Below are 15,017 nucleotides of genomic sequence, written 5' to 3'. Positions count from 1 at the left end.
TTGTAGATACCACCTTGTTTTAGAAGAAGTGGCTTTTTAAACGAGAAAAATCTAGCTAGAAAACGCAAGTTATTAATTTATAAAAAAGAGTAAAAAATCAAACTTTTTTAGCAAAAATCGAATTTTTAGGAGCAAAATAGACAGGAATAATAATTTAGAGAGAAGTGGTGACTTTGACACAGCTAAAAAAAATTGGCCAACATCAAGTACTCGTGGTTTTGATTGCTGGCTTTTTCTTTTGGATGAAAACGATTTTTGCTTACTACACCGATTTTTCTTTAGGGGTAGAAGGTAGTATCCAATCTTTTATTTTATGGATCAATCCGATTGCAACAACGCTATTATTCTTTGGGATTTCTTTGTATTTTAAAAAGATCAGAACAAGTTTGATCGTATTATTTATCATCGATTTTTTAAATACGTTATTGCTGTATTTGAATATTATTTTTTATCGTGAATTTACAGATTTTATCACCGTTAAATCAGCTCTAGGTTTCTCTAAGGTGTCTCAAGGGTTATCTGGTAGCTCTTTTTCTTTGATGAAACCACATGACATCCTTTATTGGGTGGATATCGCAGTCTTTGCTTTTCTGTTGATTCGTGTATTGGTAAAAAAAGTACCTCTTAAAGCACAGCCGATACGCAAGCCAGTTGCAATCGCGGTCACTTGTTTGTCCGCCTTGATTTTTTCTGGCAATCTTGCAATGAGTGAAGCAAATCGTCCGCAATTATTGCAACGAACCTTTGACCGTTCTTATATCGTGAAATATCTTGGACTTGATGCGTATACGATCTATGACGGGATAAAAACGGGAATCACTAGTAGTGTCAGAGCACATGCAAGTAGTAATGGACTAGATGAAGTCCTTGATTACACGAAATCGCATTATGCTGCCCCTGATCCAGAGATGTTTGGACTGGCAAAAGGAAGAAATGTGATCGTGTTGCATCTAGAAAGTTTTCAACAATTTTTGATCAATATGAAAGTCGATGGACAAGAAGTCACTCCTTTTTTGAATAGTCTTTTCACCGACCAAGGAACGATCAGTTTTGATAATTTCTTCCATGAAGTTGGGCAAGGAAAAACCAGTGATGCTGAGAATATGTTGGAAACCGGAACGTTTGGTTTACCTCAAGGTTCGCTGTTTACAGAATTAGGATCTGATAATGTGTTTCAAGCTGCTCCAGCGATCTTGGACCAAACCCAAGGGTATACTAGCGCAGTTTTTCACGGGAATGTTGGTAGTTTCTGGAATCGTGACCATGTGTATAAAAATTTAGGCTATGAAAATTTCTTTGACCGGTCATATTTTGATGATTCAGATGAAATGCTTGGGTATGGGATTTTAGACAAAGATCTATTTCGGGAATCAGCAAACTATTTAGAACATTTGCAACAACCATTTTATGCGAAGTTTCTTTCAGTGACGAACCACACACCATATTATACAGATGACAAAAATTTTGACTTTCCTTCATTGGATACGGGAAATAGCACGGTGGATAACTATGTGCGGACAGCCCATTATTTGGATCAATCACTCGAACAATTCTTTACGTATTTGAAAGCTTCGGGGATTTATGATCACTCGATGTTTGTGATTTACGGAGATCACTTTGGTATCTCAAACACAGATAATAAAGACCTTGCTTCAGCACTGGGGAAAGATCCAGAAACATGGGGTGATTTCGACAATGCCCAAATGCAAAGAGTACCGTTGATGTTCCATATCCCAGGTTACACAAAAGGAACAGTTAACCATGAGTATGGTGGCGAGATCGACGTTCTACCAACTTTACTCCACTTACTAGGAGTCGAAGACAATAATTACATCCATTTCGGTACGGATCTGCTTTCACCGCAACATGATCAAGTCGTGGCATTTAGAAATGGGAATTTTGTTGCTCCAGACTACACAGTACTAGGTGGGAAAATCTACGATACGAAAACAGGACAGCTGCTTGAAGCGAATCAAACAGCCGAACAAAAGGTAGAAAAAGAACAAAACCAAGTAAAAACAGCTTTGAGTCTTTCGGATAAACTCAACCAAGAAAATCTCTTGCGCTTCTATGTGCCAAATGGGTTTAAAACAATCGATCCTACACAGTATGACTATAAGAACCAAGTTGAACGAAATAAACAAATCGAAAAAGAAAAGGGTTCCGCTTCAACGAGTGTCTATTCTAAAAATCATGATCAGACGACAACGAACCTATACCCAGCAGATAATGGGGCAGTGGATAATCCTTAGACTCGGATAAATACCGCTCCTTTCACAACCTATGATAAACGGTGCTCAAGGAGCTGACCTTCAACACTAAGCTAGAAAAACAAAAAATATGAAAAGCTATTTTCTGTTTTTCTATCTTACTGCTCAGGTCAAACCGCTCCTTTCACAACCTATGATAAACGGCTTTCTCACAACCTTACCAAACTTCTAAAAAGTTGAGTTTTCTCACTTTTTAGAAGTTTTTTTATTGATATTCAAATATTTTTTCATTTATGCGTACTTAATTAGTGAATGCAATAAATATTTCGATAGTTCTTTTCTTTTTTCGATCGTTGATCTTACTAAGAGAATCTTATTGAAAAATGCACACACAAAAGGAGGCATCATCTTATGCACGATGGAGAATTAATCAAAAAATTACGGGTGAGTCGGAAGCTGACACAGTCACAATTGGCAGAGGGGATCTGTTCAAAAACTTCACTAGTTGGCATCGAGAGTCGGACGATCAAAAAAATTTCTTTTTTAACGCTAATGGCTTTTCTTGATCGATTGAATATCACGCTGACAGAATATGAATCTCTAAGAAACCAATTGGAAGAACCACGTAAAACGAGAAAAACACGCAATTTGTTGAACAAGGTACAGGAGGAAGATTTTGATCCTTACAAAGAAATCGCAGATAATCGCAAGCAATTCAAACGGACAGCTGATCTGTATTATCTCGTACTGAATATACATATGTATTGGAAATCACATGTGAAGCCAGACATCCAAGTGGAGTTTTTAGGATATGAGATACGGATGATCGAAGATTATTTTATGAAAATGAAAGAATTTGGTCGATATGAACTTGACTTGTTAGCAGAATTTCCGTTTATTTTCAGTGATTCATTTATCGAAAACAATTACTTGAAAATCAAAAAAAGAATGCGTAAAGCCATGAAGTCAGGATATGATCAGTGTTTGTTCCTTTTTTTGAAGAATTTGACTGTTTATTATATCGACAAAAAAAGATACAAAAAAGCTCGAAGTATCAACGAGGATATGTATCGTTGCTTAGCTTTAAAACCCAAAAGAGCAGCTATTTACGAGAGTTTGATGTCTGATTACTATCGGCATTTGATCGCAACTGCATTAGGGGAACCGACGGAAGAAGCGGAATGTCAGTCATTGTTTGCGGTGATCGAATATACTTTAGGAAAAGAAGAACGAGAAGAGTTGGAAAAGAAATTATTGTCGATCCAAACCAAACGATAGGACGTTAGAGAGAGTAGATCCAAGTGGATATTTGGCTTAATGCAAAAGGAAAACCAGTACCTCTAGTATTAAGTCAAAGCTCTCACTGAACGTGTTAAGCGTGACCTATCTCAGAAGTACTGGTAAAAAACAAAAATAAATTTCACGAAATCAAGCAGTCAACGGCCAAAGACTTCATTTTTTTGGCTCTTCTACTTTTTTCGTATCGAATGGTGGAAAGAAACGTGTGATCTCAGTATTCGCTGCATCTCGTGAATCCGAAGCATGGATGATGTTTTCTGTACCAGGTAAGGCAAAATCGCCCCGGATCGTCCCAGGAACGGCATCTGCTGCTTTTGTTGCACCGACCATTTTACGCACGAGATCGATCACATCTTCACCTGTTAATACCAGAAAAACGACTGGTCCAGAAGTCATGTAGTCGATCAAGTCCTCGAAAAAGCTTCGACCAGAGAGATGTTGATAGTGTTCTTTCGCTAGTTTTTCAGTCATCGTAGCGAATTTCATTTCAGCTATGGCGAATCCTTTTTCTTCAAATCGCTGGATGATTCGACCGACCAGATGACGTCTTACCCCATCAGGTTTGATAATAACAAGTGTACGTTCCATATCCTTCACTCCTAACTGTTGTGATATGCTCATTATACCTAGAGAAAGAAAGCATGACAAACGAATCCCTTATACTTTCATTTATTTTTTTGAAAATGTGTTTGACATTCCGTCAAATAGTTGTTACATTAGGTGAGGAAAAACTGAATAAGATTTGTTAGGTGAGGCTCCTATACAAACATAGGCTACTGCCCAAAAATGTCGAGAGACGCCAATGGGTAGAACAGGAATTGTCGAGATAAGGCTTTTCATAAGGTAGCTAAAAGCTCTTTTGCTTTTTACGTTGTATAGTGCCAAAACTCAACGAGTAGATCAACCACGCTTTTTTTTGTGCACTTTTTTGACCTTTCGCTGAGTTTTGGCGAAAGGTTTTTTGTTTGTCACCGACCAGTTTTTCAAATAAAGAAGTGTTTGAGGGTGATCTAGTTGGGAAGTTGAAGTATCAAGTAATCAGACAAGGAAGTAAAGTTAGTAAACGAAAGGAGATGAGAACAAATGGATGACAGTCAGGAGTACAAGGAGACAAAGCGTTGGTCTGTTGAGACTATTATCTATCTGTTCTCAGCGCCTTTGAAACACTCTGTCTCCGTTGATTAAGTAAAAATGGTTCAGGGGCATCAGTCTTGTTTGTCTCTTAAAACCAAATAAACGGTGTTTGGAAGTCAGTTCTTTCAATATCAAGTCTAAAATTGAAAAAATGCGAGCAGCTATTTTTCTCAATTCCTGCCTTAATACTTGAAACTGAACGGCTTTCTCACAACCTAAAGATCAAAGGAGAATCACAAGATGGAAAAAAAGAAAGAAACAAGAAAAGTCTATGCTGGTTTTGCTAGTAAAAACAAGCAACAGTTATTCGACTTATTTCATACAACACAAAAAGGCTTGTCTTCAGAACAAGTCGAAAGTCTAAGAGAAACTTATGGAAATAATAGTATTTCATATGGAAAGAAAACGCCTTTTATTGTAGAAGCGATCAAAGCGTTTATCACCCCTTTTACGTTAGTATTGATTGCATTAGGAATTATTTCTTATATCACCGAGTATGTATTAGCCGCTCCAGCAGATAAAGATTTGTTTGGTGTGATCATCATTTTCGCGATGGTGCTAGTCAGCGGCACGATGACTTTGATCCAATCCGTCCGTTCAAACCAAGCTGCTGAAAAGTTGAAATCATTAGTCAAGGTAACAGCGGCAGTTAAACGAGATGGTGGATACAAAGAAATTCCCATGGAAGAAATCGTTTGTGGGGATCAAGTACGTTTATCTGCAGGGGATATGATCCCAGCGGATATGCGGTTACTTTCTGCCAAAGATTTATTTATCTCACAAGCTGCATTGACTGGCGAAAGCTATCCGGTTGAAAAGCATGCAACTGTTTGCTCTGGAAGAACACAAAGTGAAACAAGTTATGAAAATATTGCATTTATGGGAAGTAATGTAATCAGTGGTAGTGCAGAAGGCATTATCATCTCTGTTGGAAACGATACGATGTTTGGTCATGTGGCGCAAAACTTATCACAAAAACCTGTGAAAACAAGCTTTGAACTAGGTATCCAAAAAACATCGATGTTGTTGATCAAATTTATGGCGTTGATGGCACCAACTGTCATTGTGATCAATGGTTTTACAAAAGGAGATTGGTTAGAAGCATTCTTGTTTGGTTTGTCAGTCGCTGTTGGCTTAACACCAGAAATGTTGCCGATGATCGTTACGACAAACCTTGTGAAAGGTGCTAGTGCGATGGCGAAAAAAGGAACAGTCATCAAAAATCTGAATGCCATTCAAAACTTCGGTGCGATCGATGTACTTTGTACAGATAAAACTGGAACATTGACGCAAGACAAGATTATTTTAGAATATCACATGGATTGTGAAGGAAATGAAAACGAGCGCGTATTGCGCCACGCCTATTTGAATAGTTACTATCAAACGGGCTTAAAAAACCTTTTAGATGTTGCGATTATTGACGAAGCTGTTGAGTCGTTAGATACAGAGCAGATCCGTTACCAAAAAGTAGATGAGATCCCCTTTGATTTTGAACGCAGAAGAATGAGTGTCGTGGTAGCAGATCCAGCTGGGAAAACCCAAATGATCACAAAAGGTGCGATCGAAGAAATGTTAAGCATCTCTTCTTATATCGACCTTGGTGGTGAAGTCAAACCATTGACCGCAGAACAAAGAGAAACAGTTTTGGCAAAAGTTAGAGATTTAAATGAAGATGGCTTACGTGTCATCGGTGTTGCACAAAAAACGAATCCAAGTGTAGTTGGGGAATTTTCAGTGAAAGACGAATCAGAGATGGTCTTGATTGGCTATCTTGCTTTCCTAGATCCGCCAAAAGAAACAACTAAGCAAGCGTTGAAAGCGTTGAAAGATCATGGCGTTGCTGTCAAAGTACTAACAGGTGATAACGAATTAGTCACCCGCTCTGTTTGTCGTCAAGTAGGCTTGCAAATCAATGAATTGATCACTGGTGAGAAAATTGCTGAGATGTCTGACAAGGAATTAGGAAAAGTAGCTGAAGCGCATGATGTCTTTGTTAAATTGAATCCTCAACAAAAAGCTCGGTTAACGACAGCGTTGCGTAATAATGGGCATACAGTAGGTTTCTTAGGAGATGGTATCAATGATGCGCCAGCGATGAAAGTTGCGGATATTGGAATTTCAGTAGACACAGCCGTAGATATTGCCAAAGAATCAGCAGATGTCATCTTATTAGAAAAAGATTTGATGATCTTAGAAAAAGGGTTACTGTCTGGTAGAGAAACGTTTGGTAATATTATGAAATATATCAAAGCGACAGCTAGTTCAAATTTTGGAAATATGTTTTCTGTCTTAGTTGCGAGCACATTCCTTCCATTTTTACCTATGCTCCCACTACAAATCCTATTTTTGAATTTGATATATGATGTTTCTTGTATCTCATTACCGTGGGATAGAATGGACAAAGAGTATTTGCATGAACCTAAAAAATGGGAAGCATCAAGTATTGGAAAATTCATGGTATACTTCGGACCGACGAGTTCTATTTTTGACATCACGACGTATCTATTGATGTACTTTGTGATTTGTCCAGCGGTCGTTGGTGGCAGTTACCATACATTGACAGGTTCACAACAAGTCCTATTTATCGCATTGTTCCATGCGGGCTGGTTCGTTGAGTCTTTATGGACTCAAACCCTTGTATTGCATGCGTTACGTACACCTAAAGTGCCATTCTTACAAAGTAATGCTACTTTTATCATGTTTTCAATCACCACACTAGGTATTCTAGTCGGTTCTGTTTTACCGTTTACTAATTTTGGTCAAGGACTAGGTTTACTACCATTACCAGCAAACTATTGGATTTGGTTGATCGTGACCGTCATCGCTTACTTAGGATTAGTTACATTCATCAAAAAAATCTATATCAATAAATTTGGCGAATTACTATAAAAAAGCATATTCTGTGCTTTTGTCCAAAAAAAGAGAATTTTTAGATGTATTTCTAGTGAAAAGACGATTCTCATTTTGATTATCTCACTTATTATATATAGAGTTTCGTGGAATGTGACAGGATAACTTCAAAATAAAAAGCTGATAGATTAGGTATTTTAGATGCCTAATCTATTTTTTTATCCGCCTTATTATAAAAGTCAAGCGTTTTCAATAGTTATATTTAAATGATTTTTAAAAAAATTGATAAATTATATTTAAATATAATGGAAACATGCGTTATACAATATGTTTGAGCGATTGTATAAACACAATCAAATATTACCCGTTGCCAGCTATTGCTAAGTTGGATAAACAATCTATTATGCGATGAATGATCAAATTGCTTAATTTAAAAAAACGCTAGATAACCATAAACCATTGATATCAGCAACTAGATCAACCATTGTATTACATAGATCATTTGTCTCATGTCTCTACTCGCAACGGGACAAGGAGGTGAAGGGCGGATAAAACGAAGAAATCCATTGGGGAAATGCTCTTGGAAGATACAATAGCAAGAGTATGCTTGAAATCGGTTATTCGGCAAAGGCGGGAATGATGTATCGATTAGAATAGATGCTATTAGTGAGTGTATTTGGGGATACGGACACAAATAGTTTTAATAGGTTTTACTGATTACGTCTGTTTGTTTAGATAGCAGAGAAACGTTCTGCAACATGTGTGTGAAAAGGTATTTACAAATATTTGAGTCAAGAACGTCAGAGATTAAAGGTTGAGCATATGAGCTTGACGTTGAAGTATCCAAACGGAATAAGCTATCATTCATGAAAAATTGTGTGTTACAAATTTTTATGAATGATGGCTTATTTCTGAAATCCTTGTTTCTAAAATGGTGTATTGTGTTTAAAGATAGGGGCTGATGGATGATTTTTAGAAAAATAGCAATCAACCGAAGAAAAATGCTGAAAGTGATTTGGCTGTCTCCTTATGTTTATTTGAGTGAATCTCTAGATTCTTAGAAGAGGTATCATGGTTATTTTTAAATTATTGATTAAAAAGAGTAACATAACAATGCTGAAATTGAATAAAAAAACAACAGAAACTTATCAAAAAAATCTGTGGTTAAAAAATTCATTTGTAAATTAATCCTTCATTATTCATGAAACTATCATTTTGTTTTCATGAATATAAATTAAATAAGAAGGAAATTAAAAATATAGCATATTCACCATGTTCGGTAAATATTGATATATCAGCTTTTTTTATATTTTTTTACCCTTTTAAAAATCACTTGTTATTTTTAAAAGTCAAATAATATGCTCAAAGAAAAATTAATCGTTTTTCTGAAACAGAGAAATTTTTTTTAAAAATAACCAGATCCAACAGTATACAATACAAAAAGAATCAAGCAAGCAATAATAATTATCAACAAGTTGATCTTGTTGTGTGAAGCAGAAGGGAAGATAAAATGAAAAAAAATATTGTTATGTGTGTTGCCGCAATGCTTCTCTTTGCAGGGGTAACTTCTCCATTGCCGGCAGTCGTACAGGCAGTGGATACTGAAAATACTCAACTTACTCAATCACCCACAACTCAAACAGATGAGTCAGTTGATTCGACTATGCAAAGTGAAGAGACAGTCACACAGACAACAGAAACAGTAAAAGAGGAGGTGAAACAGTCAGAGACGTCACCTTCTTCAGAGGAACAGACACAAGAATCTACGACTGAAGAAAAAAGTTTTACTTTAACATTCACAACAGACAGCAATCATTTATTCGAATCAGGTGATGAAGTCAAAGAACTGACAGTTAAGGAAAACGAAAAAATTTCAAGTAGTGATATACCAAGTTTGTCAGCAGAACAATCATTCAGTGGTTGGGAAATGGATGGCAAGCTTTACACAAATGAAGAACTTAGCCAAGTAACGGTGACGAAGGATCTCCAACTAAAAGCGATATTCAAACAGCAAGCAATCCGTGCATTGACAAGTACAGATGCTTCAATCAAAGATACGATTGCAACAGCAGATAAGACAAAAGTACTCGTTGTACCAAGTCCGACAGATGCTACTCAGCCGTACCAAACCTATGCAGCATCAGATGCTGGAGTGAAAACGGCGTTAAATGATTTGTATCAGGCAGGCAATATGCAAGATTATGTCATGTATGTCGGGGCAAACGTCACTTTAACAGCTGGTACAGTTGCGAACACGATTCCAAGTACAGTTGATGCAACAAATGCTACATTTGCTTCATTAAAAGATAAAGTGAACAACTTAGTGATCACTGGACATTCAGACGATCCGATCACACAAGATTTAACCGTGCCATCTGGCGCAAAAACACTTGCTTTTACTGCGAATGCTTACTTTGGTTCAACAATCACTTTACGAAATATCAATTATACCGGCACTTACTTCTATATGAACGGGCATAGCTTGAATCTAAACGGCGGATCAGTCGGTAACGGTATTTCAATTTATGGTGGAGCAAACTCAGGGGATGTCGTAGGAAATCCGGTCATTACGGTCAATACGACAGGTTCAGGTACGTGGAATATCTTTGGTGGAAACCAAAATGGTGGAACGCTGAAAGGAAACACGAGCATCATCATCAACAACACGAACAGTGGTATCGCTACACTGGCTGGGGGAGCGAACATCGGGACCGTTGATGGTAACGTCTCTACTGTGATCAATAATGCTGGCGGACGGATCACGAATCTATACGGTGGTGGAAATGGAACAAGTACGACGAATACAGCGAATGTTACTGGAAATGTATCCACGAATATTGCTATCAAGAATAGTGGGACAGCCTTTCAACTAAGTACTTATTATGGCGGTGTCATCTATGGGGACATTGGTGGAAAAGTAACGAACAACATTTCTGGTTATGGTCGCTGGTATGGAAATGGCGAGCGATTTATCGGTGGATCTTCTCGAGGAAATATCGGTACCAATCGTTCAACTGACGGAATCGAAACGAATTTAGATAGCAGCTCATATAGTGCTGGACGGGCAGAATTTGAAGGTGGCAATCGTTACAGCGGTACGGTCACTGGGAATATCACGAATACGATCAAAGCAGGCACCTCATCTGCCGGTGGAATCAATGATTTTAACGGAGGAGCGGGAAACAATGTCGAAAAGTTTAATAAAAGCGGTATTGGAGCATCGAATGAGGCAACCTATGACGCCTACACACCGGATCAAAGAGCCAATCTAGCAAAAGCTGCGGCTACATTTAAAGTATTTGGAAATATTACTTCAAAATTAGTTAGTGGTTCGTTTAATAATTCTTCTATCTATTCAACAGCAGCTGGGCGTGGTGGTTATATAGAAGGAAACACAACGATTGAAGTAGGTACAGCGAATGCGGATGGTTCTGCCGGAGGAGATGGCTTAGCTTATTCTGGTTCTAGACCAACTAGCTTTGATTATTCGACAACAAATAAAAGTCGAGGAAATAACTCTGGCTGGGATATTGTAGGTGGCGGTGGCTACCCTGCTACGAACAATACGTGGGACATCTACATCAAAGGAGATACCAAAACAGTTTTGAATAATACGATCGCACGTTGGACGTATGGGGGCTCTTATTCTGGAGTTATCGAAGGAAATAGTTCTAATACGCTGAATGGCGGGATCACAGATACATTGGAAGGTACTGGATATAACGGAGCTCGTGTATACGGCAACGGACAAACGACTGTTTATAATGGGCAAGTAGACTGGTTCTTATCCGGCGGTGGTTGGAATGATGCCAAAGATATAGGGAATGTTGGTGTCACAGTCTATGAAGGAGTCATCAATGCATCGATGGGTGCTTCATATGGAGCTAGTGGTGATCATACGATTACTGGGAATTCAGATAATCGAATCTATGGTGGTAACTTCTCTGGTACTCCGCGGACGGGTTCTAATGGATTTTCCGGCGGTATTACGAACTCTGGTACACTACTTGGAAATGCAAGTCTACTCATTGATTTACGAAACTATGATGGTGAATTCAAATTACCGGGTAACACCTATATTACAGGTGGGCGACCTTATGGACAAAACACGACCTTGGGAACCAATACCGATAATACGATTACCTTGAATATTTTTACCAAACCAGGTGTTGATTCATTAAACGGTGCGAGCATTTATGGTGATGGCGGAACGAACGCTACTTACACTAAAAATGGGTCGATCAAGATGAATATCCAAGCGGACGGTTCTAGTATCGGTAATCTCTATGCTACACAATATTCAAACATCAGCAGTGGAAAAATTTTGAGAAATGTTACGGCAAATGTTCAAGGTGCTGCTAGCATCAATGGTTTATCTGGTGGTTCAGCAAGTGATAACTTTACAAATACGATTGCTAGTGCCAGCACAAACAAAGTAGTGTTCAATTTTGGTGAAAATGTGGACGGTACGGGCAAATATCAAACAGATCCACTCAATCTTACTGGCTTAGGAATCGTCAATTTTACTGAACTAAACGTCACGAACGGATTGAAATTGATGGCAAACGGCGGAAATATCAAAAATGGGTTATCTGCTACGGCAGCCAATCATGCAACGACCTATCATTCATTTGGGGATATCCATCTTTCAAAAAATGCAGGGATCGGCGTGTCAAATTCTAGTAATTTAGTTTCAGCAGCTAAATTGACTATTGAAGATGAAGCTACTTTAGAAACGATTCCGGGAACAGGAAAAGTCAATATTTCAGATATCGAATTTCCTGATCCAGCAAAAGATGAATTAGTCTGGATCAAACCAACTACTGGAGATTCAGCAACACAAGTAGATAGTACCGGTACGTGGTTCGGTGCAAATAAAGCGTATCAAGTCTTGACGATCAATCCAACGATTGCGAATGCCACGAAACTTACACCTTTGAATTTTAGAGGGACGGAAAAAGCAACTGGAAAAAGCTTCATCGGGGATAATGATGTTTCGAAAACGGGTAGTGGTTATGGTATCGCGATTCCTGGTTCGATCATCGATTATGAAGTAGAAAATCCAGGAATTGCGCAAGGTGAAGGAAGCATTTTCCACAATGTCAGTGAAGTGAAAGAAGGAAATGCACCGTTAGTCTTGAATGCTTGGGGAACCGAAACGGCGGGTACGAAAGTTCAAAAAGGACGTTTGCTGATTCCCTCAGGAAAGGGTATTACGCCAAAATTGAGCTTTGAGCCTGAAACACAAGCAACTGGTTCATGGTTGTACCAAGCTGAAATCACTAGTTCAAAAAATGGTGAGGCGCCTACAACGATTGGGGAACAAAAAGATTCTTCAACGATTGATTGGCAATCGCCAGATAGCGAATACAGCTATGAAGTCAAAGTAAAATATTCAAATGAAGCAGAGCTTTCAGCTAGAAATGTGATCATTTCTGAAAAAGAAGCAGCCGATTTAGTTGATGAACAATCCATCTTATCACTAATGGAAGCCAAAGGGCGTCCGTTCTTTACCGATTCAATCACAGCTGATGTGATGGATGAAATCAAACAGCCATTAGCGACAGATGAAGTTTCAAGAAAACATGTCATTGATTACAAAGTCGGCACGACTGGAAATGAAAAGGAACAACAAGCAAACTTGATCGTTGTGAAAAATGAAGCAGAGATTTCAAGCGATCGCTATTTTGCAGTCTATGCAAAGGATGTTCGTATGAGCTTAGCAGATGCCAATGCTTTGTCGGCACAACAAGATTTGGCTCAACGAACCATGGCGCAAGTCATTTTAGCAGATGGTAGTGCCAATCAAGTGCCAACGTTAGCGGACGCGACGTTTTCAGCGATCAAGAATACGACCGAAGCAGAAGTCTTAAAAAATGTTTCAACGACGTATAGCTATCAATTAAATGGCATAACGGCTGAAAAAACAGTCAATGTAGCAATTACCGGCACTTTGGAATTAAAAGAAGTACCAAAAACGATGAATTTCGAAACGCAAAAAGTCAAGTCAACGACTCAAACCTATTGGCCACTGATCGAAGGTGATTTGATTGTAAAAGATACAAGAGGTTCCGAACGAGACAACTGGCAATTGACAGTCACTGAAAAACAACCTTTGACTTCTGGAAACACCCAACTTTCTAACGCACTTTCATTCACAGATGGGACAACAAATACAGTGCTTGGACCAAATGCAGTGATCGTGGAAGAAAAGACATTAACGACAAATGGCGAATATCTTGTGAATCAAGAATGGGATCAAGCGAAAAACAAAGGGATCAAGTTAACTGTTCCTCCGGAAAAACAAAAAGTCGGAAGTTACCAAGGAACATTATCATGGTCGTTAGTTTCAGCACCAGGTAATCCATAGGAAAAAGCATAACGTTAGAGAAAAAGGTGGGTAAAATGAAGAAAAAAAGGTGGAAGATCCTCTTGATGTTAGGACTACTTTTCAGTCTGACACCAATTGGTTTCGCAGAAGAGGATCAATCAATCAAAAGTGAAGGTGTTACAGGTTTTTATGGCACTTACGAATATCCAGAGGATGAAAGCAGTTCAAGTTCTGAAGAAGGAGTAGGTGATGTTACTTCGCCTAGTTCTTCCCAAGAAAATCAATCACCTTCTGGAGAAAATGAAATAAATGCGAATCCAAATGAAGTGTCGCAAGGAGATAGCAAACAGTTACCAAAAACTGGGGATTATGTGAGTAAACAATTTACGATGATTGGAAGCTTCCTTCTATTGATCGTATTGCTAATTATTGTTATGAAAAGGAGAAAAAGAGAAAAATGAAAAAGACAACGATGTTAACAGCGGGGATTATTTTATTCAGTACATTATTAGGAACAAGCACAGTGTTTGCTGCAGATGAAACTGCAAGCTATGAAACAAACGGTGTGATCGCATTTGAAGCAGATACAGATCCAACTGATCCAGTTGACCCAACTGATCCAACAAATCCGGTAGAGCCAGTTGATCCAACTGATCCAACTGGACCAAAGCCAGGTACAAATGGACCTCTATCAATTGATTTTGCTTCAAGCTTTCAATTTGGGAAACAAAAAATCACTACTGTAACTAAAGACTACTATGCACAGATCCAAACATTCAAAGATGGTACTGACGGTCCAAACTACGTGCAAGTAACAGACAAACGTGGAACACAAGAAGGTTGGACATTATCTGTGACTCAAGACAGCCAATTCAAAACTGCCGCAGACGAAGAATTATCTGGCGCGGTTCTATCATTAAGTAATGGCGCAAGCGCATCGATCATGGATGATCAATACAAACCAGACCTAGTGACTCAAAACACATTGACACCTGGTAGCGAATCAGTTTTGATGACTGCGGATGCAGGTAAAGGAATGGGGACTTGGATCTACAAATTTGGTACAGATTCTACAGAAGGTGCAAGTGCTGTAAAACTTAATGTACCAGGTAAAACAGTCAAATTGGCGAAAGAATATAGCACAACGTTGACATGGAGCCTTAAATCTACTCCTGCACCATAAACCAAAAGAC

General features: G+C 38.5%; 7 protein-coding genes and 1 riboswitch. Of the genes, 6 read left to right on the top strand and 1 reads right to left on the bottom strand.

The features are described 5' to 3' along the window. The first annotated feature begins 173 nt into the window (after positions 1 to 173). On the top strand, positions 174 to 2,252 hold the full coding sequence (locus tag JZO83_RS12260; RefSeq protein WP_206854066.1) for an LTA synthase family protein: 2,079 nt from the start codon (positions 174 to 176) through the stop codon (positions 2,250 to 2,252). A gap of 369 nt (positions 2,253 to 2,621) precedes the next feature. Further along, positions 2,622 to 3,488 (top strand): helix-turn-helix transcriptional regulator, encoded by an 867-nt coding sequence (locus JZO83_RS12255; RefSeq protein WP_207115909.1) that lies wholly within the window; start codon positions 2,622 to 2,624, stop codon positions 3,486 to 3,488. Positions 3,489 to 3,662: 174 nt separating this feature from the next. Here the strand turns inward: JZO83_RS12255 and ndk are convergent, their stop codons facing one another. Continuing rightward, positions 3,663 to 4,097, bottom strand: coding sequence for a nucleoside-diphosphate kinase (gene ndk / locus JZO83_RS12250; RefSeq protein ID WP_206854059.1), 435 nt, complete (start codon positions 4,095 to 4,097; stop codon positions 3,663 to 3,665). Positions 4,098 to 4,243: 146 nt separating this feature from the next. After that, a riboswitch (M-box (ykoK) riboswitch) is annotated at positions 4,244 to 4,416 on the top strand. Positions 4,417 to 4,883: 467 nt separating this feature from the next. On the opposite strand from ndk, the gene mgtA reads away from it, so the two are divergent. The 4 genes from mgtA (at position 4,884) to JZO83_RS12230 (ending at position 15,007) form a co-directional block, all read left to right on the top strand. Next, complete coding sequence (gene mgtA / locus JZO83_RS12245; protein WP_207115908.1) at positions 4,884 to 7,532, top strand: magnesium-translocating P-type ATPase; 2,649 nt, start codon at positions 4,884 to 4,886, stop codon at positions 7,530 to 7,532. Positions 7,533 to 9,003: 1,471 nt separating this feature from the next. Further along, entirely contained in the window at positions 9,004 to 13,863 is a 4,860-nt protein-coding gene (locus JZO83_RS12240) for a hypothetical protein (RefSeq protein WP_207115907.1), read from the top strand. 35 nt (positions 13,864 to 13,898) lie between these two features. Beyond that, positions 13,899 to 14,285: an LPXTG cell wall anchor domain-containing protein gene (locus JZO83_RS12235; protein ID WP_206854052.1), complete on the top strand. Its 387-nt coding sequence runs from the start codon at positions 13,899 to 13,901 to the stop codon at positions 14,283 to 14,285. Further along, entirely contained in the window at positions 14,282 to 15,007 is a 726-nt protein-coding gene (locus JZO83_RS12230; RefSeq protein ID WP_207115906.1) for a WxL domain-containing protein, read from the top strand. The genes JZO83_RS12235 and JZO83_RS12230 overlap by 4 nt, the downstream gene beginning before the upstream one ends. Positions 15,008 to 15,017 lie beyond the last annotated feature (10 nt).

The sequence above is a fragment of the Enterococcus sp. DIV1298c genome, from assembly GCF_017316315.1.
GTDB classification, from domain to species: Bacteria; Bacillota; Bacilli; order Lactobacillales; family Enterococcaceae; genus Enterococcus_B; species Enterococcus_B mangumiae.
This window is presented reverse-complemented; position numbering and strand designations above follow the sequence as displayed.

Excerpts from the sequence above, each read along its gene's own strand:
- JZO83_RS12255 (WP_207115909.1), top strand. The coding sequence starts at position 2,622 with ATGCACGATGGAGAATTAATCAAAAAATTACGGGTGAGTCGGAAGCTG.
- JZO83_RS12240 (WP_207115907.1), top strand. The coding sequence starts at position 9,004 with ATGAAAAAAAATATTGTTATGTGTGTTGCCGCAATGCTTCTCTTTGCA.
- mgtA (WP_207115908.1), top strand. The coding sequence starts at position 4,884 with ATGGAAAAAAAGAAAGAAACAAGAAAAGTCTATGCTGGTTTTGCTAGT.
- JZO83_RS12235 (WP_206854052.1), top strand. The coding sequence starts at position 13,899 with ATGAAGAAAAAAAGGTGGAAGATCCTCTTGATGTTAGGACTACTTTTC.
- ndk (WP_206854059.1), bottom strand. The coding sequence starts at position 4,097 with ATGGAACGTACACTTGTTATTATCAAACCTGATGGGGTAAGACGTCAT.
- JZO83_RS12230 (WP_207115906.1), top strand. The coding sequence starts at position 14,282 with ATGAAAAAGACAACGATGTTAACAGCGGGGATTATTTTATTCAGTACA.